Below are 3256 nucleotides of genomic sequence, written 5' to 3' on the forward strand. Positions count from 1 at the left end.
ATCGATATCAGCCATTCCTGGTAAATCCCGGACACGAACTGCTTCTTTCAATTGATTAGCTAACTCATCAATTGAGATCACGGCATTATAATGCTTCGTATTATAAGAATCCGAAACAAGCTTAATCCATGGTCCATCTGCATTAGGTTGAAAATCATTCGCTTTAAAATACTTATCATTCTCATCATAATCTACTGAATAGCTTCTAACTGAACCTTTCCCTTGTCGTCTATACACTTTAGCAGCTAGGGCTGTTAAAGCACTTGAATCAACTCCGCCTGATAGAAATAATCCAACTGGTACATCGGCAAACAATTGACGCTCAACAATGTCTTCCATTAATTCTCTAATATGAGTGGCCGTTTCTTCTGTTGTATGTGGATGTGGCTTGCTTTTCAACGTCCAATACCTGCTAATCGTTGCCCCGTTCCGATCATAAATTAACATATGTGCAGGTCTTAGCTCATTAATATCTTTAAAAATCCCATGTCCTGGTGTTCGTGACGGCCCAAGTCCCATAATTTCAGCGATTCCTTCACGGTCCACAATAGGATCAATATCTCGGWGAGCAAGAAGTGCTTTTAACTCTGAACCAAACAATAGGCAACCATTTCGAACGGTATAGAAAAGAGGTTTTACACCAAGACGATCTCTTGCAATAAATAAACTTTCGTCTTTATCATTCCATATCGCAAAGGCAAAAATTCCGTTTAATTTTTCTAGGCATTGATAACCCCATTCAATATAAGATTTCAAGAGCACTTCAGTATCCGAATGCCCCTTGAAATCATGCCCTCTTTGCAGTAACTCCGTTCGAATGTCTTCGGTATTGTACAACTCTCCATTGTAAACGATCGTGTATGTTTTATTTTTATACGTCCTGCTCATCGGTTGAATCCCACCTACAGGATCAACAACAATGAGTCTAGCATGACCAAATCCAACATGCTTCGATGTCCAAACATTCAAATCATCTGGTCCACGTCTGTTCAACGTTTTAACCATCTTCATCACTTCTGAATCTTCTTTCCTCATGTCGCGTCGCCAGTCAATCCACCCTGTGATACCACACATTTTATCAGCCCCTCTTGGGAAATAATTCTTTATTTTTTCTCTCTTTTGGAACACCATGCCTCTCTTAGGCCCTCTACCCATAACCTATGTTATTCAGAAAATATCTTAAAAGTGCGATCTTTTTCTAAAGGATTAATGTTGAAGCAATTAGTTAAATTAACCAAAAAAAAGCTGAGTATATACGGGAGAATCCGTAAACGCTATTTATAAGAGGTGATTTTCATGAACTATCCAGTCGCTCACTTAGAGCAAAAACAATTGCAACATATCCGTCAGCTTGAACAAGATTTAGGAGTTGTTTTAATTGCCTATCATCCTGAACAAGAGCAAGGCAAACCCCCAGAACAAATCAATCAGCATCGTGATCTAGACTATTTCTAACCATAAAAAGCAAGTCCCAATCGGGGACTTGCTTTTTTGGATAGATTGACAACTCATCTACAATAGAAAATAAGGCTAATTATGGACAAATGGCTTATAAAAAAAATGATGGCTCAAGTAAGCAAAACGTATACTAATGGTCATCCGCTGGCCATCTCAGATGTTGAGCTCAATCAGTTAGCAACGACCATACAAGTTTTAGCGGAAACAACACTAGAAGCTCCTTCAGCCATCGTGCATGATGTCATGTATAGTTATTTTACAGATCACTCCGAGGACTGACGCTTTTTCATTAATTGCTTTACATTTTCCTTAGGCTCCCAACACGAAAATTGATACGTTGGCTTTGTGTCAAAACCAAGGCGTTTGCATAAATAGTGCATCGCCTCACCTCTTCTCATCGCTTGAAAATGAATACACGTTGCGCAACAGTGAAATTCGTTTTGCATATCTACCTCCTTACTTTTGACGTAGCTTTTCTCCAGCAAGCTTCTCAACTAGTGATGGCATGAGTTGATACATCTTAGTTGCCACTCCCATCCATTTTGGAAGGTTTAATTCTCTCTTAGGCTTTTTAATGACTTTGATGATCTCACTTGAGACAAATTCGGGTGCTAGCATAAATTTTTCTATGTTTTTTACATAACTACCTTCTTGGTCCGCTCGCTCAAAAAACGGTGTGCGAATCGGCCCTGGGTTAACCGCAGTTACCTTTATAGCCGTATCAATTAGTTCAAGTCGTATGGAATTGGTGTAGCCTAAGACGGCATGCTTTGTTGCTGAGTACACACTCGATTTAGGCGTCGCTAATTTTCCAGCTTGTGAAGCAATATTAATGATATGACCAGAGTTTGCCTTTTTCATAAATGGCAAAGCTGCATTGGTCATTGCCATTAATCCTAAAACATTCACAGCAAACATTTCTTGATTTTCATGGGGCGCAGTCTGATCTGCATATTCAAAAAGTGCAAAGCCTGCATTATTAATCAGAATATCCATTGTTCCCACTTTTCCGACTACATCTTTAACACTTGCTTCTATAGCCTCAGTTTTGCTAATATCAAGTTTATAAATATAAGCTGTGCCTCCTGCATGCTCGATCGTTTGCTTAACCTCATGAAGTCTCTCTTCATTTCTAGCAAACAGCACAGGGGTTGCTCCAGCTTTTGCAACATCAATGGCTAATTGCTTACCTAGCCCGCTTGAGGCACCTGTAATCCAAATCATTTTGTTTTTAATATCCAATGCTTTCACTCCTAATTAAAAAGAACCCTTACTCCATTTAGTGTAATCGAGAAACCATACACGAAGCAAAACATTTCTATGTAAGCGCTTTAAAGTTGTGTGAATCTTCAGATTTTCACTTGACGAGTAGCTTGTCTCTTGATTATAATAATAAAAATCAAATTAGAAGCGTTGAGAGGGAATAGTACGCGGACAACATGTGATAAGAGAGTGGTCTCACCGGCTGAAAGGACCATCACCGCTGTTGTAGCTGAACCTGCCCTTGAGCTGTTAGGTTAAACCCTAACCGTCTTTCCACGATACGGATATCGAGTGGGCATAATTATGCCAATCAAGGTGGTACCGCGGATGCAACCCTTCCGTCCTTATTATTAAGGACGGAAGGGTTTTTTATGGTCTAGACAAACGACCAATTAGTGGTCGATTTCAACAATAGAAAGAAGGCAATCAATATGAATCGTCAACGAATAGTTATGAAAGTTGGCAGCAGCTCACTAACAGAGGCAAACGGCGCGTTAAGTTTAACGAAGTTACGGGAGCATGTGGCAGCCATTGC

At 39.8% G+C, this 3256-nt stretch carries 5 protein-coding genes, 1 pseudogene and 1 other annotated feature; of the genes and pseudogenes, 3 read left to right on the forward strand and 3 right to left on the reverse strand.

Translation table 11 applies throughout. The annotated features are described in order from the left end of the window. A partial coding sequence (gene asnB / locus AB685_RS29010; protein WP_047974081.1) for an asparagine synthase (glutamine-hydrolyzing) occupies window positions 1-1074 on the reverse strand: 1074 nt, incomplete at its 3' end. A gap of 222 nt (window positions 1075-1296) precedes the next feature. On the opposite strand from asnB, the gene AB685_RS31570 reads away from it, so the two are divergent. After that, entirely contained in the window at window positions 1297-1455 is a 159-nt protein-coding gene (locus tag AB685_RS31570) for a hypothetical protein (RefSeq protein WP_157860773.1), read from the forward strand. A gap of 105 nt (window positions 1456-1560) precedes the next feature. Continuing rightward, the gene (locus tag AB685_RS29015) at window positions 1561-1737 is read left to right on the forward strand and encodes a hypothetical protein (RefSeq protein WP_198530614.1); all 177 of its coding nucleotides are present in this window, start codon (window positions 1561-1563) and stop codon (window positions 1735-1737) included. On the opposite strand, the gene AB685_RS32290 is transcribed toward AB685_RS29015, so the two are convergent. Both AB685_RS32290 and AB685_RS29025 read right to left on the reverse strand, forming a co-directional pair. Beyond that, window positions 1722-1904, reverse strand: coding sequence for a hypothetical protein (locus AB685_RS32290; RefSeq protein ID WP_047974083.1), 183 nt, complete (start codon window positions 1902-1904; stop codon window positions 1722-1724). The genes AB685_RS29015 and AB685_RS32290 overlap by 16 nt on opposite strands. A 10-nt stretch (window positions 1905-1914) precedes the next feature. Beyond that, window positions 1915-2682: an SDR family oxidoreductase gene (locus AB685_RS29025; RefSeq protein ID WP_047974084.1), complete on the reverse strand. Its 768-nt coding sequence runs from the start codon at window positions 2680-2682 to the stop codon at window positions 1915-1917. Window positions 2683-2862: 180 nt separating this feature from the next. After that, window positions 2863-3070, forward strand: a binding site (T-box leader). Window positions 3071-3152: 82 nt separating this feature from the next. On the opposite strand from AB685_RS29025, the pseudogene AB685_RS32295 reads away from it, so the two are divergent. After that, window positions 3153-3256, forward strand: a pseudogene (locus AB685_RS32295) (glutamate 5-kinase); the annotation flags it as partial.

Source organism: Bacillus sp. LL01, from assembly GCF_001037965.1.